This is a genomic window from Ruminococcoides bili, assembly GCF_040093295.1.
Taxonomy (GTDB): Bacteria; Bacillota; Clostridia; order Oscillospirales; family Acutalibacteraceae; genus Ruminococcoides; species Ruminococcoides intestinale_A.
This window is the reverse complement of the sequence record NZ_JBBNJY010000031.1, coordinates 1-22984: the sequence shown is the minus strand read 5'-3', so window position 1 is coordinate 22984 and position 22984 is coordinate 1. Positions and strand designations below refer to the sequence as shown.

Below are 22984 nucleotides of genomic sequence, written 5' to 3'. Positions count from 1 at the left end.
AAGCGACCAAGATCTCTCTTAGTCGCTTTGCATAATTATTTCTTTATAACTTTGTCTAACTTTTTGGGGTCAGTTCACTTTCGGGCGGTGAGCAGCAGCGTGTCAGCCTTGCAAGAGCATTGGTAAATAATCCTGAAATTATCATTGCCGATGAGCCGACAGGTAATGTTGACCCTGAAATGTCACATGATATTATTCAACTTTTGAGTGAAATTAACGATATGGGTACAACTGTACTTGTTGTTACTCACGAACACGAACTTGTAAGACAGTTTAACAAGCGTGTAATTGTAATTGACCATGGCAGAGTAAAGAGCGACACTAAAAATCCCGAAGCTGCACTTGCATATGATGCGCAGTATGAGGATATTGACGAAATTATTGAGGGTATTGCCCTTAGCAAAGAAACAAAAGAAAACTTTGTTGACAATGATGTCGTTCCAGACTAAAAAGAAAGGAACATAATATGAGTGGCTTTGGCTATTTAATAAGAGAAGGTTTCAGAAGTATATGGAGCAACCGAATTATGAGTATTGCTTCGATATGCGTTCTTGTAAGCTGTCTTGTGCTTACAGGTGCAGCTGAACTTATTTCGGTAAACATAGAAAAGGAAGTTGACTCTGTGGGAAAAACCAATGAAACAACCGTTTACATCAAGGACGGAGCATCTGACCTTGAGGCGGTTTACATTGGCAAAAACCTTGAGAAACTTGATAATATTACCTCTGTAAGATTTTACCCGAAGGAAGATGCAATCAACGAATTTAAAGATTCACTTCCGGAAGCTGTATTTGAAAATGTAAACGGCGACAACAACCCGTTGCCCGATGCATATATAATTGCAATGGACGATTTGTCAAAGTACGACCAAACTATTGACGCAATTTTAAAGGTTGACGGTGTTGATTCTATCAACAACCGCAGTGAGCTTGCGAGAAAACTTACCGATATAAGCAATCTTGTAAGCTACATAAGTCTTGCGATAGTTGTTGCACTTACGATTATTTCTCTGTTTATCATTGCAAATACAATCAGAACAACAATGTATTCAAGACGATTTGAGATAAGTATTATGAAGTCTGTCGGCGCAACCAATGCTTTTGTTCGACTGCCGTTTGTAGTCGAGGGTATGGTTCTCGGTTTTATTTCAGCCATTATCGGTACAGGCGTACTTTATGTGGTATATGAAGGCGTAATGTCGGCAGTAAATTCATTTGTAAAAATTTCCACTATTCCGTTCTCGGATGTTTATCTGCAGGTTGGCGGTATATTTATTGTTGCAGGTGTGGTTATCGGTGCATTCGGCAGCTTTATTTCAATGCGTAAGTATCTGAAGATGGAAGGAAACGAAATTCTCGGCTGGTAATAACAAAGGAGTATATTTGATGAAAATAACTAAAAGAAAATTCAAAGCTGTGCTTTGTGCTATTCTCAGCGTTTGTGTTCTTACTTTTTCGGTTTATCCTGTATTTGCCGCAGAACAGGAATCAACAGAGGCAGTTACGGAAGAAACGCAGGCAACCACAATTGACCCGAACGATATAGACGCTCTTGAGAGCAGAAGACAGGAACTTCAGGCGCAGAGCGATAAATATCAGCAGATTCTTGAAAAAACAAAAGAAAATATTGCAGATCAGGAAGAATATGTTAATGCGCTTGTAAGCAAGGTTCAGGTTCTTGACGATAAAATCGAGATTAGTCACCGGAGCATTAATGAGCTTAACGGCAAAATTCAGGACAAACAGGCAGCGATTGACGATGCAAATAAGAAAATTGAAGATCAGATGAATACACTTCGCAACAGACTCAGAAATATTTATATGGCAGGCAATACAACTGACCTTGAAATTATTTTCGGAGCAAAGAGCTTTTCTGATTTTCTTGATAAAATGGAGCTTGTAGAGGCACTCTCTGATTACGATAATAATCTTATCAATTCAATTAAGGGCGACCTTGAGAATATTTCTAAAGAAAAGGCAGAACTTGAAAAGGATATGGATTCACTCGAGGCAGAAGAGGCAAGCCTTGAAAGCGACCAGCAGGAGCTTAACAAAATTCTTGAAGAGAATAAAGAACTTTTGGCAGGACTTTATAAGACAAGCGATAAGGCGACAAGCGAAATCCAGAACGGCGCACTTGAAAGTGATGATATAGAAAAGGCTATTTCTAATTATTACGCTGAAAAGGCAAGACTTGAGGCAGAGCGTGCCGAGCAGGAAAGAAATAATAATTCAAACAGCGGTGGCTCATCAAGCGGTACTATTCACGGTGACCTTGACATTTCTCCGTCGGGTTTTGTATGGCCGTGCCCGGGCTATTACTATCTTACTTCCGAATGGAACGAGGACAGAGGCTCTTATAACCACGGTGCAATTGATATAGCAGACTCAGGAATTATGGGAGCGGATGTTGTTGCCGCAAAAGAAGGCGTAGTAATTGATTCTTACAACGGTTGTTATCACAACTGGGGTAAAGACGGTTCATGCGGTTGCGGCGGCGGTTACGGCAACTATGTAATGATTGCTCATGACGGCGGTAAGATGACTGTTTACGGTCATCTCTCCACAACTATGGTTTATACGGGTCAGCATGTATATCAGGGACAAGTTATCGGCTTTGTAGGTTCTACAGGTCATTCAACAGGTGCCCACCTTCACTTTGAAACAAGATTGAACGGTGTAAAATATAACCCAATGACAGAATATCAATCATAATTAATAATTAAAATTAATCCCTTTGCATATACTTTATAAAAAGTTATGCGGAGGGATTTTTTATGCTTACGGCACTGACTGTTAAAAAGCACGAACGAAGAAAAGGAATGAAAGGTTTAGTTGACAGACTTAAGCGTGACAGAGCGGTAGTACAGGTGAAAAGAGCAAGAGGTGTGTACCTTAAACAAATTACATACATTTCATACGGAAGAAAACCGAGATTTGAAAAACTCGAAAAAATAATCGGCGACAGTAAAAACAGAATAATCTGTTCGCCTAAAATAGATTTCCACGATGAGTGTGGTTTTCGCAGATTTGAAAATTCGGATTTCACGGCAAGACTTTGTACCAATCTTGCAATATGCCTGCTTTCTATGTGTGATTTTGCGGAAAAATTAAAAATCGGCATATATGATCCCGACGGCAGGGACAGTGAATTTTTAAAGTATGTGATGAAATATTCCTCTGATGTTACCGTTGTTACAAATTCTCCCGATGTATATTACGATGAAAACGAACTGATAATGGAGAATATGGGAGCTTGCGCAACTGTTACAAAACGAACGGAGGAGCTTGAACTCTGTCAACTCATAATTGCTCCACGCACAATAGAAAATACTTTTTCGTCAAATGACAAAACATTGATATTGACAAACGGCAGACCGAAAGCGGAGGTTTTAGGCGAGATTTACTATAAGTATTACTTTAAAATGCCTAACGGCTTTGACAGAATAAAGCCGCAGGAGATTGAAACGGAGTATTTTTGTTCTGCACTGTATTCACTCGGAAGACAGTACAGTTTAGGCTCGATAGTGCCGACAATGTGCAGTAATTTTTCAACAAGTCAAACTGTAAAATCCTTATATGCGCAGTTTGAAAAAATAAATAAAACCGATGAATAGAGGAGGCTTGCCTCACTTTTTCCGTATATGTGCTTTGCTGCCAATATTTTGCATTTTGCTTGACATTGGCGTTAAAAAATTTTATAATTAAAAAGTATGTAAGAATTCTACAGATTTCATTTTTCTGATTGAAAGGACGATGTATAATGGCAGCAAAACAAATTATGCTTACAGCAGAAGACGTTAAAAAATACGAGGAAGAACTCGAATTCTTAAAAACCGAAAAACGAAAAGAAATTGCGGAAAAAATCAAGGTTGCCCGTTCATACGGTGACCTTTCGGAGAACAGTGAATATGATGATGCCAAAAACGAGCAGGCTATGCTTGAGGCTCGTATTGCTACTGTTGAGGTTACTCTTAAAAATGCCGTTATCATTGATGAGAGCAACACTTCAAACGAGCATGTTCACCTTACTTCTGTTGTAAAGGTTGAGTATGTTTCAAACGGCAGACAGGTATCTTTCAAAATTTTAGGTTCAGGTTCAAACGGAATTAACCCAAGAGAGGGCGTTATTTCTGATGAATCACCAATCGGTAAAGCTCTTATGGAGAGAAGCGTAGGCGATGTAGTTGAGGTTGAAACTCCTGCCGGCGTTCAGGGACTTAAGATTTTAGAGATTTCAAAGTAAGCAGTGTTGAAAGGAAATATAAATAATGAGTGAGAAGAATCAGTCACAGAATACTGAAAATCTCGGTGAGCTTTTAAAGATTCGCCGTGAAAAGCTTGCAGCTTTACAGGAGGCAGGCAAGAATCCGTTTGAAATAACAAAGTACGATGTTACACACCACAGTTCAGATGTTAAAGAAAGCTTTGAAGAGCTTGAGGGCAAGTCGGTTTCTTTGGCAGGCAGAATTATGTCAAAGCGTGTTATGGGTAAGGCTTCTTTCTGCCATATTCAGGACTTAAAGGGCACAATTCAGGTTTATGTGGCAAGAGATAATATCGGCGAAGACAGCTACAAAGATTTTAAGAAATACGATATAGGCGACATCGTTGGCATCAGCGGCGAAGTATTTAAGACAAAGACTGGCGAGATTTCAATTCACGCAACTTCTGTAACACTTCTTTCAAAGAGCCTCCAGATTCTCCCCGAAAAATACCACGGCCTTACAAATACAGATACCCGTTACAGACAGCGTTATGTTGACCTCATTATGAACGAAGAGGTTAAGGATACATTTGTAAAGCGTTCAAAAATAATCAAAGAAATCCGTAACTTCCTTGATGAAAGAGGATTTATGGAAGTTGAAACCCCTATGCTTGTTGCAAATGCAGGCGGTGCGGCAGCAAGACCGTTTGAAACTCATTACAATGCACTTGACGAAGATGTAAAACTTCGTATTTCTCTTGAACTTTACCTTAAAAGACTTATTGTCGGCGGTCTTGAGAAAGTTTACGAAATCGGACGAGTATTTCGTAATGAGGGTGTAGACACAAGACACAACCCTGAATTTACACTTATGGAACTATATCAGGCATACACCGATTACTACGGTATGATGGACCTTACAGAGAGTATGTTTAAATATCTCGCAGAAAAGGTATGCGGCAGTTCTGTAATAACATATAACGGCATTGAAATTGATTTCGGTAAGCCTTTTGAGAGAATTACAATGGTTGACTGCATTAAAAAATATGCGGGAATTGACTTTGACGAAGTAAAGACAGACGAAGAGGCTAAGGCTCTTGCAAGAGAGAAGAACATTGAATTTGAAGAGCGCCATACAAAGGGCGATATCGTAAACCTTTTCTTTGAAGAGTTCTGCGAAAAGAATCTTATCCAGCCTACATTTGTTATGGATCATCCGCTTGCTATTTCTCCTCTTACAAAGAAAAAGCCTGATGACCCTGAAAAGGTAGAGAGATTTGAGCTCTTTATCAATACTTGGGAAATGTGTAACGCTTACTCCGAGCTTAACGACCCTATCGACCAGAGAGAAAGATTTGCTAAGCAGGAAGAGGCTTTTGCAAACGGTGACGAAGAGGCAAACCACACAGACGAGGACTTCCTCAATGCGCTTTCTATCGGTATGCCACCGACAGGCGGTATCGGATACGGCATTGACAGACTAGTTATGCTCCTCACAGATTCACCTGCAATCAGAGATGTATTGTTGTTCCCGACGATGAAGTCCTTAGATGGTGTAAATAAGAAAAATGATGTAAATAATACAGCTTCTGAAGCACCTGAAAAAAATGTAAAAACTGAGTCTGAAAAGATTGATTTTTCTAAGGTAAAGGTAGAGCCTTTATTTGAGGAATTTGTTGATTTTGATACATTCAGCAAGTCAGATTTCCGTGCAGTAAAGGTTAAAGAGTGTGTTGCAGTACCGAAGTCAAAGAAACTGTTACAGTTTACTCTTGACGACGGAACAGGCACAGACCGCACAATTTTAAGCGGTATTCACGCTTATTATGAGCCGGAAGAGTTAGTCGGCAAGACACTTGTGGCAATCACAAATCTTCCACCGAGAGCAATGATGGGTATTGACTCTTGCGGTATGCTCCTTTCCGCTGTTCATACAGAAGATGGCGAAGAAAAGCTCCACCTCTTAATGGTAGATAACCATATTCCGGCAGGTGCAAAGCTCTATTAAGATGATGTAAAGATGTACCGTTTAACCAAATAAAAGAGATGTACTTCAAATGCTGAAAATCGCATAATTTTCAGAAAGAAAAAGATAAATCGGGATTTGTGGAGGAATGAAGATGTGTTTGGATGAATTAAGAAGTAATATAGCAATTAAGCAGAAAAAAGGATTGCCGTTTATATGTGCCTCTATAATTATATGGTTATTGATACTAATTGTAATATTGTTGGACTTGCCACAAAATACAGAGAATTTGCTTGTGCTTTGTTGCTCATGCCCGTTATTACCGATTTCTTGGACGATTGGTAAAATATTAAAGGTTGATATCTTTGATAAAAGCAATCCGCTCGGTAATGTAGGATTTCTATTTACCTGTAATCAGTTTTTGTATTTATTGATTGTAATGTGGGTATTTAATGCTGTACCCGATAAAATGGTAATGGTCTATGCAATGGTATTTGGTGCACATTTATTGCCATATTCGTGGTTATATAAGTCGATAAGCTATCGGATATTCGCAATTATCATCCCTGTTTTATCACTTGTTATAGGGTGTATTTTTTCTGCACTTTTTATTGCACTCACGCTTATCTTGGTTGAATGTATATTTGCTGCTGCTTTGTTTGCAGAGTTGGGCAGATTCACTAACAAGTAAACATCAACTTCAAGTTTACCAAGCTCTTTGAGAGAGGATAAATCCTTTTCTCAAAGGGCTTGTGAAATATAAAATATTATGTTAAGATACATAGTATAACGAGTGGGCAATTCCAATCGGGATTGCCCATTTTTAAAACAAACAGAAATACAAATCGGAGTTTGAAGCGGAGGTATGTATTATGAATATAGGATTTTGGTCGTGTATAATTTTGGTAATACCATTTCTGATTATAGGTGTGTTATTTGCGATTTTTAAGGAAAAAGCAGCAAAATTTGTTTCAGGATTTAATTCATTTTCTAAAGAAGAACAGGCATTGTATGATAAAGCTCATATCTCTCGTGATATAAGAAATCAGTGCTTTATGTGGGCTATTATAATGTTGGCAGGAGCATTATTATCCTGCTTTTTAACCCCATATATAGCTATACCAACCTATATTATTTGGTTAATTCTGTTTTTTAGAGAAGTCCACTTTGATAATCATAAAGCGTTTGAAAAATATTTATTAAAGTAAATTCCAGTTTGCCAACTTGCCCTTTGAGAGAGGAGAAATCCCTTTCTCAAAGGGCTTGTGAAATATAAAATATTATGTTAAGATACATAGTATAACGAGTGGGCAATTCCAATCGGAGTTGCCCATTTTTTAAAATGAATAGAAATATAAATCGAAATTTAACGCTTGAAAAAAGGAGAAAGAAACATGGCAAAGAAAGAAGAAAGATTTGAAATTATATTTAGAGACGGAAGCCAGCTTAAGGATGAAGGGGCCCGTCAAATTCTTGTAGATAAGGAGACGGGAGTTAATTACCTTTGTTGGAAATCTGGATACGGGGCTGGTATTACACCTCTTCTGGATTCTGAAGGAAAAGTCATAGTTACTAAGTAAAATTAAAGTTTGTAGAATTAAGAAAATCGGAATTTGTGGAGGATATTAAAATGGCGCAGATAATATGGGATGGCAATAAAAACTGGGAACACGTTTGGGACGGTAAGCAGCCGTGGGACAGAGAGATTGAAGAAAAAATCATTCCTGAAAATGCAGTTCTAATTGACAGACCAGATGACATAATTAAAGCATCAATTCCATACATGATTATCCCTTGTATTGTATGCTTTGTTGCAATTTTTACAAAAAAGGCGCAATCAGACGAATTTATATTTAATTTATGGTTTATGCCGCTGTCATTTATTATTGGCTTTTTTGTTGCGATGCCGTTACATGAATTTCTTCATGCTATAAGTTATCCAAAGGGGGCAAAAGTTTATATAGGAGTATCTCTAAAACAGTTGAGAGCATATGCTGCATCCTCAGCAGCACTTAGCAGAGGACGATATATAATGATGTCATTGGCACCTTTGATTCCGGGGATAATCTTTCTTGCTGTTTTCGTGGTCTGCCCGATTTCAATGAAGTGGTTGATGACAATATGTGTAGTTCCTTCGTTTATGGGACTAATTTCTCCAGCACCCGATTATATGGATGTTTTAATCATATTGCGAAAGGTACCGAAGGGGGCAATGATTCAGGCAACAGAAAATGGATTGGTTTGGTATCTCTAATACGACAGATTCCAGTTTGTCGAACACATGAAAATTTGAAGTTTCGTAAGGATTTTTAAAACTGTCTCATTGTATGGTTTCGTTTATTAAGATATGATTGGTTTGGAGGTGATACATTATGGCAAATGAAGATAAAAAAGATTTTAATGCTATGCTTATGGATAGCAAGGATATGCCAAAAGTTCAAATCATAACAGATGAAAAGAGCATCGAAAAATATGGTGGAGATAAAATGTATTTTGCCCCACCTATTGACTACGACAAAGTAATGCGACTTGTGCCTTGTGGAAAATTACTTACAGTAGGTACAATAAGGGAATTCTTTGCTAAACAAAATGGTGCTGATTTTACAGAGCCAATTACAGCTGGAATTTTTGTTTCGATAGTTGCATGGGCGAGTTATCAGCGTGCAGAAGATAAAACCCCTTATTGGAGAACATTAAAAGCAAAAGGGGAATTAAATGCAAAGTATCCAGGAGGCGTTGAGGCACAAAAGGAGATGCTTGAAAAAGAGGGACATATCGTAATCCAAAAAGGTAAAACCAATATTAAGTATTATGTTAAGGACTACGAAAAAGCATTATTTACATTGTAATAGATAATGTGAAAATCCCAGTTTGCCAACTTGCCCTTTGAGAGAGGAGAAAGCCTTTTCTCAAAGGGCTTTTTATTTGAATTGACTTTAACATATCAAATGTTATAATATAAAAAACAATAAATTAAATAAGGGTATTGATATGAAGCGGCTGAAAGAACACCGCAGTTATCGGAAAATCTGTTAAATGTTTTGGAAAACTCTGTTCGAGCTATGCATCATTTTTTATCTGATACAGAGGTAAAAGCAAATTAAAAAATATGTTCCGCAGGCTTTGAGTAAGGTTGAGCATTTAATTATTGCCGAAAATGAATTTAATAAAATTATCGCATTTATGGGGACTGAAAACAATAGGCTTGAAATGTTGTTTATTTGTTCGGCGGAAAGAGGAAAAGGTATTGGCAAGCAACTTTTGAAATACGGTATTGAAAAATTCGGTATAAAAGAAGTTACCGCCAATGAACAAAATCCGCAGGCGGTAGGATTTTATAAACATATGGAATTTGTAACATATAAAAGAACCGATTATGATGAAGAGGAAAATCCGTATCCTCTTTTATATATGAAAATAGTTTAATAAATTCAAATTATATGAATGGGGATATGGAAATGAGTACATATTGTATGAAAAACAAAAAATATCGGAAACCGGTTTTGATTTTAACGGTTTTGTTTTGCGTAAGTCTTACGGGCTGTACAAAGATATATAACGGAACAGATGAACTTACAGATAAAGCCCGAAAGGAAATGCCTGTTTCGGATTTTGAAACAACGGATATACAATATGCAGGAATGAGTGTTGCCGATAATAAGGCTTTGGCTTGGTTTATTTCAGGCAATGAATATCAGGCACATTATTATCTCCCGATGGAAGTAGAAGTAAAAGGCGACGATAAATATTCGTTTGTCAGAACTTATAAACCTATGAATGGCGAAACGGATAATATCGCAATCCTTAATTGGAACGGCGGATATTCATTTGTAGTAAATAATTCCGATTGTGCGTCGGTTAAAATTACAGGGGAAAACGGTATTTATGAAGAAAAAGTAAAAGAAGTTCCTTATGTGTTTTATTATCCGTCAATTCCGTCACAGTATGTTTTTCTTGATTCCGACGGAAATGAATTAAGTTAATAATTTTACTAAAAAAACAGCTTTTTGAGATATGTATTATGTATTTCTCAAGAAGCTGTTTGTATTTGAAAGAAAATTTTTGCACAGTACTGTTTTTTGTATACCTTATATGTTATTATTAAAACATATAAATTACGAACGGCAGGTGACTTTTGATGTATTTGGACACTTTTACATTACCGATTGATTTTGAAGAACCGATGATTCAAAAACAATGTGAACGCAACGGCGGCATTTACGGTTATATAGATAACACATACCCGTGCAGAATGTTCGGAAATCGTGAACTTTATGAGATTTCATTTAAAAATGTAACGATTTTTTACGGCGGCAACGGTTCGGGAAAAAGCACACTTTTAAATCTTATTGCTCAAAAACTTGAGCTAAACCGCATCGCTCCGTTTAATTCAAGCGAATTATTTGATGAATATGTAAAAAATTGTGAGTATTCTCTCGGCTACGATGATGAGGGGTTCAAGCACAAAATACCTGACGGCAGTCGTATTATAACAAGCGATGATATTTTTGATTATATGCTCACTATTCGTACAAATAATGACGAAATTTCCGAGAAAAAGGACATTGCCCGTGATGAGTACGGTGCTTTAAAGTATGGCAAAAGTATAAGGTTCAGCGGAATGGACGATTACGAGCAGTTTAAAATGCAGGTTATGTCACGCAGAAAATCGGTGTCACGCAGAAAGTTTATTGAAAGAACTGCGGGCAAGGAAACCGAACTTTTCAGCAACGGAGAAACTGCTCTGAAATACTTTAAAACAAAGCTGAAAAATGACAAGTTGTATTGCCTTGACGAACCCGAAAACAGTATGTCGGCAAAAATGCAGTTAAAACTTGTAAAAATGCTTGAAGAACTGACCCGATATTGCGGCTGTCAATTGATAATTGCCACACACTCGCCGTTTTTGCTTGCTATGGACAATGCAAAAATTTATGACCTCGACTCAAACCCGGTTGAAGTAAAAGATTGGTGGGAACTTGAAAATACAAAGATTTACTATGAATTTTTCAAAAAACACAGCAATCTTTTTGAAAATGATATATAAATAAACAAATATAATCTTTTGTATATTCGTGTTCTAAATAATAAAAATTTTCCCATAAACCTCTTGATTTTTGCGGTCAAGAGGTTTATACTATGTAAAATTTATCTATGCGGAAAGGGATTTGTAAATGAGAATTGAAAAAATTAAATCTCCGTTTGACAATTTAATGCTCGAAGTTGCTGTTTCAGAAACGAAAACACAGCCAAAGGCTATAGTTCAGTTTTCACACGGAATGTGCGAGCATAAAGAACGATATTTTGAATTTATGAATTACCTTAATGATAACGGCTATGTATGCGTTATTCACGACCACAGAGGTCACGGCGCAAGTGTGATAAACGAGGGAGAATTCGGCAATTTTTATACAGAGGACATCAGTGCCGTTATAGACGATATGCACGCTGTAACCGAATATATAAGGAAAAGTTATCCAAATCTGCCGTTATATATTTTCAGCCACAGTATGGGCACACTTGTTGCACGAAATTATATGAAAAAGTATGAAAAGGAAATTGACAAAATTGTTCTTTGCGGCCCGCCTACCCATAACGGCAATGCAAGTTTCGGGCTTTTTCTTTCAAAAATTTTAAAACCTTTTTACAAAGAGCAGGCGCCCAATAAATTGCTGAACAACGGAACTTTTATCGGATACAACGAAAAGAATGCCGAACCTAATTCTTGGATAACGGAAAATAAAGACAATGTCAGAGCGTATAACGAGGACGAGCTTTGCGGTTTTGTGTTTACCACAAACGGTTTTATAAATCTGTTTAAACTGCAATTAAGCGCATTTGATTCGGATGATTGGGAAGTTTATAATAAAAGATTACCGATTTTTGTAATAGCAGGTGAAAATGACCCTGTTATTCAGTCAAAAAAGAAATTTAACGCACTTATAGTTTTCTTAAAAGAACTCGGCTATGCAAACATCAGCCAAAAACTGTATAAAAACAATCGTCACGAAATTCTTAACGAGAAAAATAAATCGGATATTTACAAAGATATTCTGAATTTTTACGAAAATTGAAAAAATGTATTGACATATTATTTTTGCAATGTTAATATACTGATAATATTTAGACAAAAGCATTGATAAGGAGGAGTACTTACTTTTTGACTCTGCAGAGAGGGAATGGTCGGTGAAAATTCCCGTGGCGGAAGTAAGGAAGGTAGCCTTTGAGCTTTGAACCGAACAAAGTTATTTTCAGTAGGCTTCAACGGCAGTTCCCACCGTTATAAGGGAGGCAATATCGGATAATTTGATTATCCCGCATTGTTTAAGTGCAGAAACTGTATTTCTGAATTTAGGTGGTACCACGGATTTTATTCGCCCTAAGCTTTTTGGCTTGGGGCTTTTTCTTTTGTCTGAATGTTAAATTTATTTTAGCGGAGGATGCAACTATGCAGACAAAAATTGATTTAAAAAAACTAAGGCTAAGACCGTACAAAAAATGTGACGCAAAATTTATTGTGAAGTGGAGCAAAGACGAAGTTGCTTTCAGAAAGTGGTGTTCTGACAGGTGGCAGACATATCCGATTACCGCCGAAGATATGAACAGAAAATACTGTGATAATAACGGCGACTGCATTGATGAGGATAATTTTTACCCTATGACATTAATTGATAACAACACTGTCGCAGGTCATCTCATTTTAAGATTTACAGATAAAGAACGAACAATATTACGCTTTGGATTTGTAATTACGGACGATTCTAAAAGAGGATTGGGATACGGAAAGGAAATGCTCAATCTTGCGCTGAAGTATTCGTTTGAAATATTGAAAGTCAATAAAATTACTCTCGGAGTTTTTGATAATAACCTTGCGGCTTATCATTGTTATAAATCCGTCGGATTTAAAGAAATTGAAAATGAAAACAAGGAAGAAAACTGCTTTTGCGGTGAAATATGGAGTGCTTCCGAAATGGAAATGACAAAAGATGATTATTTTAATAAAAGGTAAATTTATTGCACACCTATGAAAGAAGTAGTATAATAAATTTGTTGATTATTGCAAAAAATATTAATTTTCGGAGTGATAGTTGTGAATATAAGAAGAGCAGAAGAAAAGGATATTTTGCAGATTGAAGAATTGCTTTATCAGGTGCATAAGGTTCATTCGGACAAAAGACCTGATTTATTTATTCCGGGTTCAAAAAAATATACAACAAACGAATTAAAAGAAATTTTAGCGGATGACGAAAAGCCTGTTTATGTTGCAGACAATGACGGAGTAATTTTGGGATATGCCTTTTGTGTTTATCAAAGACATTGCACAAAATCAAGCAATTACACAAGTCTTTATATTGATGATTTATGTGTTTCCGAAAACTCAAGAGGTCTAAAAATCGGTACACGGCTTTATGAGTATGTACTTGATGTTGCCAAGAAAAACGGCTGTCATAATCTTACCCTTAATGTATGGGAATGTAACGAATCCGCCAAGAAGTTTTACGATAAATGCGGATTGAAAATTCAGAAATACGGTATGGAGCAGGTGCTTGATTGAGAAATATTCTCAAACTTAATTTAACAGACTTATTTTTTAGTCAGTTACTTTTAAACTGCTTTTAATGTGAATTATAATGCCTGCTGATTCCGCTTTTCTTTTGCGTGAAAAGAAAAGCTCCAAAAGAAAGCACGCTTAAGGAGAAAGGGCTTTCGATGCCCTTTCCCCTTAAGTATCTCCTTTCCCCAAACGACCAAGGTCAGTGACCTTGGAACCTCTTACTTTTGCTTTCCTGTTCAAAATTCGTTATTGGCAAAGTTTGAGTATGAAAATGTATTTTTATTTTTTGTGAAAAGATTTTTATATTATAAAAAGCATACCGAATATTTATCGGATATACATTTATAAAATACAGGAAATGTTACTTACTAACTTGATTTTATGCACTTATTGTGCTAAGATTATATTACTAAACAGTTTTCACACCTGTTGTTTAGAATAAAGCTTATAGAGGTAAATCGGTGCGGTTTTGCATTGATTTATTAACAATTATAAAGTGAGGATAATAAAATGAAAAGTGATGTAATTAAGGTTGGCGTTAATGCCGCACCGCAGCGCTCACTTCTGAACGCTCTCGGTCTTACTGAAGAAGAAATGAAAAAACCTCTTATCGGTATTGTCAGCTCCAAGAACGATATTGTTCCGGGACATATGAATATAGACAAGATTGTTGACGCTGTAAAGCAGGGTGTTGCTCTTGCAGGCGGTGTTCCTATTGTTTTCCCTGCAATTGCTGTTTGTGACGGTATTGCTATGGGTCACGAGGGTATGAAGTATTCGCTTGTTACCCGTGAACTTATTGCCGACTCAACAGAGGCTATGGCAAAGGCTCATGCATTTGACGCTCTTGTTATGGTTCCTAACTGTGATAAGAATGTTCCGGGCCTTTTAATGGCTGCCGCAAGAATTAATGTTCCTACCGTTTTTGTAAGCGGCGGTCCAATGCTCGCAGGTCATGTAAAGGGTAAAAAGACAAGCCTTTCAAGTATGTTTGAGGCTGTTGGCGCTTACACGGCAAACAAGATTTCTGCCGAAGAGCTTTGCGAGTTTGAAAACAAGGCTTGTCCGTCTTGCGGTTCTTGCTCAGGTATGTATACAGCTAACAGTATGAACTGCCTTACTGAGGCTATCGGTATGGGTTTACAGGGCAACGGTACAATTCCTGCCGTATATTCAGAGAGAATCAAACTTGCTAAGCACGCAGGTATGAAAGTTATGGAGCTTCTCGAAAAGAATATCCGTCCGCTCGACATTATGACAGAAAAGGCATTTATGAATGCTCTTACAGTTGATATGGCTCTCGGTTGTTCAACAAATACAATGCTTCACCTTCCTGCCATCGCTAAAGAGGCAGGCGTTAAACTTAACCTTGATATTGCAAATGAAATCAGCGCAAAGACACCTAACCTTTGTCACCTTGCTCCTGCAGGTCATACATATATGGAAGACCTCAACGAGGCAGGCGGTGTTTACGCTGTTATGAACGAACTTACAAAACTCAATCTCCTTAACACAGACCTTATCACAGCTACAGGCAAGACTGTTGCAGAGAACATTGAGGGCTGCGAGATTAAAGACACAGACATTATCCGTCCTGTAACAAATCCGTACAGCACATCAGGCGGTATCGCCGTTCTTAAGGGTAATCTTGCTCCCGATGGCTGCGTAGTTAAGAGAAGTGCAGTTGCTCCTGAAATGTTACAGCACAAGGGCAGTGCAAGAGTATTTGACTGCGAGGAGGACGCTATTGAGGCAATTCACGCAGGCAATATTAAGCCTGGTGATGTTGTTGTTATCCGTTACGAAGGTCCTAAGGGTGGTCCGGGCATGAGAGAAATGCTTAATCCTACATCTGCTATTATGGGCAGCGGCCTCGGTCATTGTGTAGCTCTTATTACAGACGGTCGTTTTTCAGGCGCTACAAGAGGCGCTGCAATCGGTCATATTTCACCTGAGGCAGCAGTCGGCGGTCCTATCGCACTTGTTGAAGAGGGCGATACAATTGAAATCGACATCAACGCAAATACTATCAATTTACTTATTTCTGACGAAGAGTTTGCTAAGCGTAAAGCCGAATGGAAACCTCGTCAGCCAAAGATTACAACAGGCTACCTTGCCCGTTATGCAAAACTCGTAACATCGGGTGCACAGGGCGCAGTTCTTGAGTAATATTGAATTGGTGTAATTGCACAAAAAACCTTTCGGATTTTTATGTTTTAAACATTTAAATTTTATAAAATAAGCAATTTGCACAATTAACTCCTTGTCTTATTAGGCAAGGAGTTAATTTTTTAGCTTATCGTCAAATTTCTATTGTAAGATTTATACAAATATGCTATAATTGACAAGTAAGTTGATTACTAATTGTCGAAAACGCTTAAGATTTGAATATATATCCCGAAAGGAGTGTTTCTTTTGAAACAGTACAATGCTAAAAAAATATTAAACATTGCCCTTGCAGGTCACGGCGGATGCGGTAAAACATCTGTTGCCGAGAGTATGATATATCTTGCAAAGGCATCTGAAAGACTTGGTAATATTGCAGACGGTAATACCGTTCTTGATTATGACAGTGAAGAAATCAAGCGCCAGACTTCAATTTTAACCTCGGTTGCTCCCATTGAATGGAAAAATACCAAGATAAATATTATAGATACTCCCGGTTTGTTCGACTTTGAGGGCGGTGTAGCAGAGGGTATGCGTGCCGCCGATTCAGCGCTTATCGTTGTATCGGGCAAAGACGGTGTAAATGTCGGTACCGAAAAGGCTGTTAAAGCTGCCACCAAGGCAGGTCTTACAAAGATTTTCTTCGTAAACGGTCTTTGTGACGAAAGCGCCAGATTCTACCGTGTATTTGAAAGTTTAAAGGCTACATTCGGCCCTACTGTTTGTCCTGTTGTTGTTCCGTACATTGTTGACGGTCAGGCAAATACATATGTAAATCTTTTTGATTATAAGGCTTATAAATATGATACAGACGGTTCTGTAGTGCAGACTCCGCTTCCTGATATGGGCGACAGACTTGAGGGCTTGCGTGAGGCTATTAAAGAGGCTGTTGCGGAAACAAGCGAGGAACTGCTCGACAAGTTTATTATGGGTGAAGAATTTACTCCGGAAGAAATTATACTCGGCGTAAGTAAGGGTGTTAAAGACGGTACAATTTGCCCTGTATTCTGCGGTGACGCACACAATACATTTGCTTTTGACCAGCTTTTGAATAGTCTTGTATGGCTTGCACCTACAGCTGCCGATAAAGGTGACGAAATTGCTGTTGATGTTGACGGCGAACCTGTTGAAATCAGCGTCAACGAAAACGCAGCGGCTGCCGCAGTTGTATTTAAAACAGTTGTTGACCCGTTTGTAGGTAAACTTTCTTATGTTAAGGTTGTATCGGGAAAAGTCAGTGCCGATACTCCGCTTGTAAATATGAGAACAGGCACACAGGAGAGAATAGGAAAGGTTCTTACCGTAAGAGGTAAAAAACAGGTTGAAACCGATTATATAGGCGCAGGCGACATCGGCGCTATTCCAAAACTTGCTTCTGTAAAAACAGGCGACACACTTTGCTCACCGCTCAGAAAAGTAGTGCTTGAGGGTATTGATTATCCTGTATCATCATATACAATGGCTATTTATCCTGTCACAAAGGGCGATGAAGACAAGGTAGCACAGGGACTTGCAAAGCTAAGCGAGGAAGACCCTACTATTAAATATGTAACAAACCACGAAACACACGAAATGCTTATTTCAGGCTTGGGCGAACAGCATCTTGATGTTGTAATTTCAAAGTTAAAGTCAAAATTCAATGTAGAGGCGGTTCTTAAAAAGCAGAAAATCGCATATCGTGAAACTATCAGGAAAAAAGTTTCGGCACAGGGCAGATATAAAAAGCAGTCAGGCGGTCACGGTCAGTTCGGCGATGTTTGGATTGAGTTTGAGCCTTGCGAGAGCGAAGGTCTTGAATTTGCGGAAAGAGTTGTCGGCGGCGCAGTTCCTAAAAACTTCTTCCCGGCAGTAGAAAAGGGGTTGCGTGATTCCATTAAAAAAGGTGTGCTTGCAGGTTATCCGATGGTAGGTATCAGAGCTACACTTTATGACGGTTCGTATCATCCTGTTGACTCTTCGGAAATGTCATTTAAAACTGCCGCAAGTATGGCATATAAAAACGGTATTCCAAACGCATCTCCTACACTTCTTGAGCCGATCGGCTCTCTTAAGGTTACATTGCCCGACTCAAATATGGGTGATGTAATGGGTGAAGTAAACAAGCGCAGAGGCAGAGTGCTCGGTATGACTCCTGCCGAGGACAGCGGTATGCAGATTGTTGAGGGCGAAGTTCCTATGGCAGAGATGGATAATTTCGCAACCTATCTTCGTCAGGTTACGCAGGGCAGAGGAAGTTATGAATTTGCTTTTGCAAGATATGAAGACGCTCCGGCAAATGTTGCTCAAAAGATAATTGAAAAAGCTAAGGCTGACGCTGAATAAGCAAAATAACTTTATAATTTTATCAAATCCCGTTGCATTTCTTTGCAATGGGATTTGTTTCTCTTGACTAACTTTGATGTGCTGTGCTAAATTATTGTTAATGCCATTATATGGTGTAGTTTATTTGTTAAGTGGTGTTTTTAGTTGTTGGATTTAGTGCTTTCAAAGTTTATAAAAAATTATGATGACATAAAAAATCCGCAGGTGCGTTCGGCTTGCGGTAATTTTTCGGGTGTAGTCGGAATAATACTGAACCTCATTTTGTTCAGTGCAAAGCTTCTGTCGGGGATACTCACCGCATCAATTTCCGTAACTGCAGACGCATTCAATAACTTGTCTGACGCAGGCAGTTCGGTTGTAACATTCTTGGGATTTAAACTTGCCAACAGACCTGCCGATGAAGAACATCCCTACGGTCACGGCAGATATGAATATGTGGCGGGTTTGGGAATATCGTGTGCAATTATCCTTGTGGGTGTGGAACTTTTGAAATCGTCAATTGAAAAAATTATTAATCCCGAAGAAAGCACAGCAATTACTTTGTTGTCGGTATGTATTCTTATCGGCTCAATCTGTGTAAAGCTGTGGATGTTTTTCTTCAACAGGGCAATGTCAAAAAAGATTTCTTCGTCTGCTCTTAAGGCAACGGCAATGGATTCTCTCACCGACTGTATTGCTACTTCGGTAGTTTTAATAGGTTTGGGCATATCTGCCGTAACAGGCGTGAATATCGACGGTTGGCTCGGTTGTGCCGTAGCCGGATTTATTCTTTATACGGGTATAAGCACTTTTAAGGAAAGTCTTTCACCTTTGCTCGGAAATACTCCCGACCCGGAATTTATAGACGAAATCAGAGAAATTGTGCTTTCTACCGAACTTATAACGGGTATTCACGATTTGCTCATTCACGATTACGGTCCGGGAAGATGTATAATTTCTTTCCATGCGGAAGTCCCTTACGATGTCGATATTTTAAAGGCACACGATGTAATCGACAGACTTGAAAGAAAAATACAGGAAAAGTATAATTGCGTGGTTACTATTCATATGGACCCAATTGCGGTTTCCGATGAATATACTATTGAATTAAAAGAAAAGATAAACGAGTCGCTTGACAGTATTGACAGCGCACTCAGCCTGCACGATTTCAGAATTGTAAAGGGAGAAGAACATCAGCGTGTACTTTTTGACCTTGTGGTTCCGCCTGAATGTAAATTAAAAGAAACAGATGCGTTAAATGCCGTGAAAGAAAAAATATCGCAGATTGATGAAAAACTTATCCCGATAATACATATTGATAAAATCTGCCTTGAATGTGGCGGAAATATTAAATTATGATTTAGCAAAACACTTTATTAATCGATTATAAAGGTTTGGCTAAAACCGTGCGTTAAATCACAAAACTTACTGATAAAAGCAATCAAGCTGTTTGATAAAGCAGCCCGATTGCTTTTTGTTTTGATTTTATGTCAGTGTTTAATTATAAGAACAATATACAATATATTGTGGTGATATAAACAAACGGTCACATATTATAGAAAATTTTTGTAATATTCTAATTTGTAATTATCCTAAAAAAATTGCTCAAATTAAACAAATAAAAAAATCTGTTTTTGTCAGTTTGACGATTGAATTAAACGCCTCTTTATGATAGAATAAAACTTGTGTTCGGCAATACATATACCACAATATATAGTGAAAATTATAAAAGCAACACTAAATATAGATATATATAGGAGTTATAAATACGGAGGAAGAAAAATGATAACAAAAATTATTAAGCGTGACGGACGAGAAGCAAATTTTGACACAGAAAAAATAACACAAGCCATTTATAAGGCTGCACAGGCAATCGGCGGTAACGATTATGATGCCGCAAAAGCACTTTCGGTACAGGTAAGAGATTTACTTGAGAAAAAGTGCGGAGATAAGGCTCCTACAGTTGAGCAGGTACAGGACGCTGTTGAAAAGGTGCTTATTGAAAACGGTCATGCAAGAACTGCAAAGGAATATATACTTTACCGTGCAGAGCGTACAAGAGTGCGTGAAATGAACACAAAGCTCATGAAGATTTATGAGGACCTTACTTTTAAATCAGCTAAAGATAACGATATTAAGCGTGAGAACGCAAACATTGACGGTGATACTGCAATGGGTACAATGCTCAAGTACGGTTCAGAGGGCGCAAAACAGTTCAATGAAATGTACATTCTCGACCCTAAGTATTCTAAGGCTCATCGTGACGGTGATATTCATATTCATGATCTTGATTTCTTTACACTTACCACAACTTGTTGCCAGATTGACCTTGTAAGCCTTTTTAAAGGCGGTTTTTCAACAGGTCACGGCTATTTGAGAGAACCTAATGACATTGCGTCATATTCGGCACTTGCATGTATTGCAATTCAGTCTAACCAGAATGACCAGCACGGCGGTCAGAGTGTGCCTAACTTTGATTACTCAATGGCTCCGGGCGTTAAGAAAACATACAGAAAGCGTTACAGAATCAATCTTGAAAGAGCAATTGAACTTTTGACAGATGCCGAAGATCCTGACGCTACAGTAAAAGAAATCTGCGAAAAGGCAGAGGAGGCAAGCGGCGAATGGCCGACACTCGAAAATCAGACTCCTAATTATAAAAAGGAGGAGCTTGCACTTCTTAAAGAAAAGTTTGAAGACAGAGTTGCCGAGAAAATTCAGCGTTTTGCGTTTAAACATGCCGAGGCTGAAACAGATAAGGCTACTTTCCAGGCTATGGAGGCACTTATCCATAACCTTAACACAATGCATTCAAGAGCAGGCGCACAGATTCCGTTCAGCTCACTTAACTACGGTACAGATACTTCTCCGGAGGGCAGACTTGTTATGAAGAACCTCCTTTACGCTACGGAAAGAGGTCTTGGCAACGGTGAAACACCTATTTTCCCAATTCAGATTTTCAAGGTAAAAGAGGGCGTAAACTACAATCCGGAGGATAAGAACTACGATTTGTACAAACTTTCAATGAGAGTTTCTGCAAAAAGACTTTTCCCTAACTTCTCATTTATCGACGCACCGTACAATCTCCAATATTACAAGCCCGGTCATCCTGAAACAGAGGTTGCATATATGGGTTGCCGTACACGAGTTATGGGCAATGTTTACGATCCTGACAGAGAGATTACATACGGCAGAGGAAACCTTAGCTTTACTTCAATTAACCTTCCAAGACTTGCAATTCTTTCAAATAAAAATATTGATTTCTTCTTTGAACAGCTTGACAGAATGTGCGATCTCGTTGTAGGTCAGCTTCTTGAGCGTTTTGAAATTCAGTGTCAGAAACTTGTCAGAAACTATCCTTTCCTTATGGGTCAGGGTATTTGGCTTGACAGCGACAAGCTTACTCCTAACGATTCTGTAAGAGATGTTTTAAAGCATGGCTCACTCACAATCGGATTTATCGGACTTGCCGAGTGTCTTGTGGTTCTTACAGGCAAACATCACGGCGAGAGCGAAACTTCACAAAAGCTCGGCCTTGAAATTGTCGGCTATATGAGAAAGAAGATGAACGAGGCTACCGAGAAGTACAAACTTAACTTCGGTGTTATCGGTACTCCTGCAGAGGGCTTGTCGGGCAGATTTGTAAGAATTGATAAAGAGCGTTTCGGAATTATTCCGGGTGTTACAGACAGAGAGTATTATACAAACTCTTTCCATGTACCTGTTTATTACAATATCTCCGCATTTGATAAAATTAAGATTGAAGCACCTTATCACAATCTTACAAACGGCGGTCACATCTCATATATTGAGCTTGACGGTGACCCGTCACAGAATATTGACGCATTTGAGGCTGTTATCCGTTGTATGAAAGAGAGCGGAATCGGCTACGGTGCAATCAACCACCCCGTTGACCGTGACCCTGTTTGCGGACATACAGGTATTATCGGTGATTATTGCCCACAGTGCGGCAGAAAAGAAACTAAGAACGGTCAGGGATTTGAGCGTATCCGCAGAATTACAGGCTACCTTGTAGGTACAACAGAGCGTTTTAACAATGCAAAGGCAGCCGAGGTAAGGGATAGGGTAAAGCACTCTGTTTCCGAATGTTGCGGTATGGAAGATTTTTCCGATGATATTACAGCATAATTATGAGTAAAGATATTATAAGACTTTCAGGTGTTATAAAAAACAGCATAGTTGACGGCCCGGGTTTCAGACTTACAGTTTTTTGCCAGGGTTGTCCGCATCACTGCGAGGGCTGCCACAACGAAAAAACGTGGGACTTTGACGGTGGCTTTGACGGCAAGGTTGAGAAGATAATCAATGTTGCAAAGTCACTTCCGCTCTTGCAGGGACTTACTTTTTCGGGCGGCGAACCGTTTTGTCAGGCAGAGGCATTTGCAGAGCTTGGCAGACTTGCACACGAAAACGGCTATAATGTAGTTACATACACGGGCTATACTTACGAAAAGCTGCTTGAGGGAGCAGACAAACATCCCGAATGGATGGATTTGCTCAAACAGACGGACTACCTTATAGACGGCAGATTTATACTTGAAGAAAAGAGCCTGATGCTTAAGTTCAGAGGAAGCAGAAATCAGCGTATTATTGATGTGAAAAAGAGCCTTGAAAGTAATCAAATAGTTGAAAATTACGATATATAAACAAAACCTGCGTTGTTGAGTATAACGCAGGTTTTGTGTTTTGCTGATTTTTTCAAAAGTCAGAGTAGCAGAGTATTTTGTAAAAAATATAAAAGTTTGGTCGACCTTTTCAAAGGAGATCGG

At 38.5% G+C, this 22984-nt stretch carries 21 protein-coding genes, 1 pseudogene and 1 other annotated feature; all 22 genes and pseudogenes read left to right on the top strand.

The features are described from left to right. Nucleotides 1-74: 74 nt before the first annotated feature. Nucleotides 75-449 (top strand): annotated as a pseudogene (locus AAAY30_RS09290) (ATP-binding cassette domain-containing protein); the annotation flags it as partial. Nucleotides 450-466: 17 nt separating this feature from the next. After that, nucleotides 467-1366 (top strand): permease-like cell division protein FtsX, encoded by a 900-nt coding sequence (gene ftsX, locus AAAY30_RS09285; protein ID WP_022234377.1) that lies wholly within the window; start codon nucleotides 467-469, stop codon nucleotides 1364-1366. A gap of 19 nt (nucleotides 1367-1385) precedes the next feature. Then, on the top strand, nucleotides 1386-2714 hold the full coding sequence (locus tag AAAY30_RS09280) for a murein hydrolase activator EnvC family protein (RefSeq protein WP_337782025.1): 1329 nt from the start codon (nucleotides 1386-1388) through the stop codon (nucleotides 2712-2714). 62 nt (nucleotides 2715-2776) lie between these two features. Next, nucleotides 2777-3616 carry a hypothetical protein gene (locus tag AAAY30_RS09275; RefSeq protein ID WP_195411233.1) on the top strand — a complete coding sequence of 280 codons (840 nt, stop codon included), beginning with the start codon at nucleotides 2777-2779 and terminating at the stop codon, nucleotides 3614-3616. 146 nt (nucleotides 3617-3762) lie between these two features. Further along, complete coding sequence (gene greA, locus AAAY30_RS09270) at nucleotides 3763-4245, top strand: transcription elongation factor GreA (RefSeq protein ID WP_186935739.1); 483 nt, start codon at nucleotides 3763-3765, stop codon at nucleotides 4243-4245. A gap of 25 nt (nucleotides 4246-4270) precedes the next feature. Next, the gene (gene lysS, locus AAAY30_RS09265) at nucleotides 4271-6214 is read left to right on the top strand and encodes a lysine--tRNA ligase (protein WP_499215703.1); all 1944 of its coding nucleotides are present in this window, start codon (nucleotides 4271-4273) and stop codon (nucleotides 6212-6214) included. Between the two features lie 112 nt (nucleotides 6215-6326). Continuing rightward, complete coding sequence (locus AAAY30_RS09260; protein ID WP_195411231.1) at nucleotides 6327-6863, top strand: DUF7010 family protein; 537 nt, start codon at nucleotides 6327-6329, stop codon at nucleotides 6861-6863. Nucleotides 6864-7044: 181 nt separating this feature from the next. Then, nucleotides 7045-7380 (top strand): DUF3784 domain-containing protein, encoded by a 336-nt coding sequence (locus AAAY30_RS09255; protein WP_195411230.1) that lies wholly within the window; start codon nucleotides 7045-7047, stop codon nucleotides 7378-7380. Between the two features lie 186 nt (nucleotides 7381-7566). Beyond that, nucleotides 7567-7752, top strand: coding sequence for a DUF6440 family protein (locus AAAY30_RS09250; protein WP_195411228.1), 186 nt, complete (start codon nucleotides 7567-7569; stop codon nucleotides 7750-7752). A gap of 50 nt (nucleotides 7753-7802) precedes the next feature. After that, nucleotides 7803-8426, top strand: a complete 624-nt coding sequence (locus AAAY30_RS09245; RefSeq protein ID WP_302685846.1) for a DUF3267 domain-containing protein — start codon at nucleotides 7803-7805, stop codon at nucleotides 8424-8426. 118 nt (nucleotides 8427-8544) lie between these two features. Further along, nucleotides 8545-9021 (top strand): MGMT family protein, encoded by a 477-nt coding sequence (locus AAAY30_RS09240; protein WP_015512791.1) that lies wholly within the window; start codon nucleotides 8545-8547, stop codon nucleotides 9019-9021. Nucleotides 9022-9295: 274 nt separating this feature from the next. Continuing rightward, nucleotides 9296-9598 (top strand): GNAT family N-acetyltransferase, encoded by a 303-nt coding sequence (locus AAAY30_RS09235; protein WP_337809018.1) that lies wholly within the window; start codon nucleotides 9296-9298, stop codon nucleotides 9596-9598. Nucleotides 9599-9630: 32 nt separating this feature from the next. Next, on the top strand, nucleotides 9631-10155 hold the full coding sequence (locus tag AAAY30_RS09230) for a hypothetical protein (protein ID WP_499215704.1): 525 nt from the start codon (nucleotides 9631-9633) through the stop codon (nucleotides 10153-10155). A 155-nt stretch (nucleotides 10156-10310) separates the two neighbouring features. Next, complete coding sequence (locus AAAY30_RS09225; protein WP_295054198.1) at nucleotides 10311-11219, top strand: AAA family ATPase; 909 nt, start codon at nucleotides 10311-10313, stop codon at nucleotides 11217-11219. A 127-nt stretch (nucleotides 11220-11346) separates the two neighbouring features. Beyond that, a complete protein-coding gene (locus AAAY30_RS09220; RefSeq protein WP_295025723.1) occupies nucleotides 11347-12246 on the top strand; it encodes an alpha/beta hydrolase in 900 nt (299 codons plus the stop codon). A 53-nt stretch (nucleotides 12247-12299) separates the two neighbouring features. Then, nucleotides 12300-12557: a binding site (T-box leader), on the top strand. Nucleotides 12558-12620: 63 nt separating this feature from the next. Further along, nucleotides 12621-13181: a GNAT family N-acetyltransferase gene (locus AAAY30_RS09215; protein WP_195411224.1), complete on the top strand. Its 561-nt coding sequence runs from the start codon at nucleotides 12621-12623 to the stop codon at nucleotides 13179-13181. Between the two features lie 81 nt (nucleotides 13182-13262). Then, nucleotides 13263-13727 carry a GNAT family N-acetyltransferase gene (locus AAAY30_RS09210; protein WP_022233859.1) on the top strand — a complete coding sequence of 155 codons (465 nt, stop codon included), beginning with the start codon at nucleotides 13263-13265 and terminating at the stop codon, nucleotides 13725-13727. Between the two features lie 510 nt (nucleotides 13728-14237). Then, nucleotides 14238-15896 (top strand): dihydroxy-acid dehydratase, encoded by a 1659-nt coding sequence (gene ilvD / locus AAAY30_RS09205; protein WP_186935798.1) that lies wholly within the window; start codon nucleotides 14238-14240, stop codon nucleotides 15894-15896. 246 nt (nucleotides 15897-16142) lie between these two features. Then, on the top strand, nucleotides 16143-18215 hold the full coding sequence (locus tag AAAY30_RS09200) for an elongation factor G (protein ID WP_186935799.1): 2073 nt from the start codon (nucleotides 16143-16145) through the stop codon (nucleotides 18213-18215). 156 nt (nucleotides 18216-18371) lie between these two features. Continuing rightward, entirely contained in the window at nucleotides 18372-19553 is a 1182-nt protein-coding gene (locus AAAY30_RS09195) for a cation diffusion facilitator family transporter (RefSeq protein WP_022233862.1), read from the top strand. 423 nt (nucleotides 19554-19976) lie between these two features. Continuing rightward, nucleotides 19977-22343 (top strand): anaerobic ribonucleoside triphosphate reductase, encoded by a 2367-nt coding sequence (locus AAAY30_RS09190; protein WP_499215705.1) that lies wholly within the window; start codon nucleotides 19977-19979, stop codon nucleotides 22341-22343. 2 nt (nucleotides 22344-22345) lie between these two features. Then, a complete protein-coding gene (nrdG, locus tag AAAY30_RS09185; protein WP_022233864.1) occupies nucleotides 22346-22861 on the top strand; it encodes an anaerobic ribonucleoside-triphosphate reductase activating protein in 516 nt (171 codons plus the stop codon). Nucleotides 22862-22984: the final 123 nt, after the last annotated feature.

What these genes read in the sequence shown, in the direction of transcription:
- ftsX (WP_022234377.1), top strand. Translation starts at nt 467, where the DNA reads ATGAGTGGCTTTGGCTATTTAATAAGAGAAGGTTTCAGAAGTATATGG.
- AAAY30_RS09280 (WP_337782025.1), top strand. Translation starts at nt 1,386, where the DNA reads ATGAAAATAACTAAAAGAAAATTCAAAGCTGTGCTTTGTGCTATTCTC.
- AAAY30_RS09275 (WP_195411233.1), top strand. Translation starts at nt 2,777, where the DNA reads ATGCTTACGGCACTGACTGTTAAAAAGCACGAACGAAGAAAAGGAATG.
- greA (WP_186935739.1), top strand. Translation starts at nt 3,763, where the DNA reads ATGGCAGCAAAACAAATTATGCTTACAGCAGAAGACGTTAAAAAATAC.
- lysS (WP_499215703.1), top strand. Translation starts at nt 4,271, where the DNA reads ATGAGTGAGAAGAATCAGTCACAGAATACTGAAAATCTCGGTGAGCTT.
- AAAY30_RS09260 (WP_195411231.1), top strand. Translation starts at nt 6,327, where the DNA reads ATGTGTTTGGATGAATTAAGAAGTAATATAGCAATTAAGCAGAAAAAA.
- AAAY30_RS09255 (WP_195411230.1), top strand. Translation starts at nt 7,045, where the DNA reads ATGAATATAGGATTTTGGTCGTGTATAATTTTGGTAATACCATTTCTG.
- AAAY30_RS09250 (WP_195411228.1), top strand. Translation starts at nt 7,567, where the DNA reads ATGGCAAAGAAAGAAGAAAGATTTGAAATTATATTTAGAGACGGAAGC.
- AAAY30_RS09245 (WP_302685846.1), top strand. Translation starts at nt 7,803, where the DNA reads ATGGCGCAGATAATATGGGATGGCAATAAAAACTGGGAACACGTTTGG.
- AAAY30_RS09240 (WP_015512791.1), top strand. Translation starts at nt 8,545, where the DNA reads ATGGCAAATGAAGATAAAAAAGATTTTAATGCTATGCTTATGGATAGC.
- AAAY30_RS09230 (WP_499215704.1), top strand. Translation starts at nt 9,631, where the DNA reads ATGAGTACATATTGTATGAAAAACAAAAAATATCGGAAACCGGTTTTG.
- AAAY30_RS09225 (WP_295054198.1), top strand. Translation starts at nt 10,311, where the DNA reads ATGTATTTGGACACTTTTACATTACCGATTGATTTTGAAGAACCGATG.
- AAAY30_RS09220 (WP_295025723.1), top strand. Translation starts at nt 11,347, where the DNA reads ATGAGAATTGAAAAAATTAAATCTCCGTTTGACAATTTAATGCTCGAA.
- AAAY30_RS09215 (WP_195411224.1), top strand. Translation starts at nt 12,621, where the DNA reads ATGCAGACAAAAATTGATTTAAAAAAACTAAGGCTAAGACCGTACAAA.
- ilvD (WP_186935798.1), top strand. Translation starts at nt 14,238, where the DNA reads ATGAAAAGTGATGTAATTAAGGTTGGCGTTAATGCCGCACCGCAGCGC.
- AAAY30_RS09190 (WP_499215705.1), top strand. Translation starts at nt 19,977, where the DNA reads ATGATAACAAAAATTATTAAGCGTGACGGACGAGAAGCAAATTTTGAC.
- nrdG (WP_022233864.1), top strand. Translation starts at nt 22,346, where the DNA reads ATGAGTAAAGATATTATAAGACTTTCAGGTGTTATAAAAAACAGCATA.